The following is a 1144-nucleotide window of genomic DNA, read 5'->3' on the forward strand; positions in this document are numbered from 1 at the left end:
GTCGCCGCATCGACCATTCCGATCGTCGGCAGCGAGCAGGTCTATCCGGTGCGCCGCATCTACTGCATCGGCCGCAACTACGAGGCCCATGCGCGCGAGATGGGCTCTGACCCGAGCCGCGAGCCGCCCTTCTTCTTCCAGAAGCCGGCCGACGCGATCCAGGTCGTGACACCCGGCGTGGTGGCCGACCACCCCTACCCGTCGCTCACGAAGAACTACCACTACGAGGTTGAACTGGTGGTCGCGCTGGCCAAGGGCGGGCGCAACATCCCGGCGAGCTCGGCGCTCGACTGCGTGTACGGCTATTCGCTCGGCCTCGACATGACGCGCCGCGACCTGCAGCGCGAGATGGGCGACCAGAAGAAGCCGTGGGAAATCGGCAAGAGCTTCGACCATTCGGCGCCCGTCGGGCCGATCCACCCGGTGGCGAAGGTCGGGCACTTCACCGACGGCGCGATCTGGCTCAAGGTGAACGGGCAGACGAAGCAGAGCGCCACGCTCAAGCACATGATCTGGTCGGTGGCCGAGCAGATCAGCCGGCTGTCGCAGGCATTCGAGCTGAAGCCGGGCGACATCATCTACTCGGGCACGCCGGAGAACGTCGGGCCGGTGGTGCGCGGCGACCTGATCGAGATCCATATCGACCGGCTGCCGGAGCTGTCGGTGCGGATCGTCTGAAGCGGAGGCGGCCCCACCATTTTTCCTACCAGATTGGTCTTGATCATCGGGGCTCCTGCATCTCCAGAGCCACCATGTCCCAGCCTCCGCAAGCCACCTACATCGACGACCTGCACGCCCCGCAGGTGTTCGCGGACGAAGTCTCTGGCTACTGGGTCAACGCGGGCTGTGTGCACATCACCTTCGATGCCAGCCGCGTCGACCACAGCTCCGACCGGTGCCCGGTCCATCGGGCCGCGGTGCTGCGCGTGACGCTGCCGATACCCATTGCGCAGGTGCTCGCGGTCAGCCTCTACGACTTCCTGAAGCAGCGCGGGCTGGCGCCGGCGCCTGGCAACGGGCACTGAGGGAAGCAAGCAGCACCCGACGGCGGGTGGCCTCCAAGATTTCTCCGAGATTCGACTTTAAAATGAGAAGCATTCTTATTTGCGAAGTGAGTCAATGTTGAATCCTGGACGCCAGAACA

The 1144-nt window shown here is 64.8% G+C and carries 2 protein-coding genes; both read left to right on the forward strand.

Going from position 1 to position 1144, the window contains the following annotated elements; all coding sequences use genetic code 11:
- A partial coding sequence (locus ACSFA3_RS22285; protein ID WP_435507679.1) for a fumarylacetoacetate hydrolase family protein occupies positions 1-678 on the forward strand: 678 nt, incomplete at its 5' end.
- 74 nt (positions 679-752) lie between these two features.
- On the forward strand, positions 753-1025 hold the full coding sequence (locus tag ACSFA3_RS22290) for a hypothetical protein (RefSeq protein WP_093057387.1): 273 nt from the start codon (positions 753-755) through the stop codon (positions 1023-1025).
- Positions 1026-1144: the final 119 nt, after the last annotated feature.

This window comes from Variovorax glucosi, from assembly GCF_051216695.1.
Taxonomy (GTDB): domain Bacteria; phylum Pseudomonadota; class Gammaproteobacteria; order Burkholderiales; family Burkholderiaceae_C; genus Variovorax.

Excerpts from the sequence above, each read along its gene's own strand:
- ACSFA3_RS22290 (WP_093057387.1), top strand. The coding sequence starts at position 753 with ATGTCCCAGCCTCCGCAAGCCACCTACATCGACGACCTGCACGCCCCG.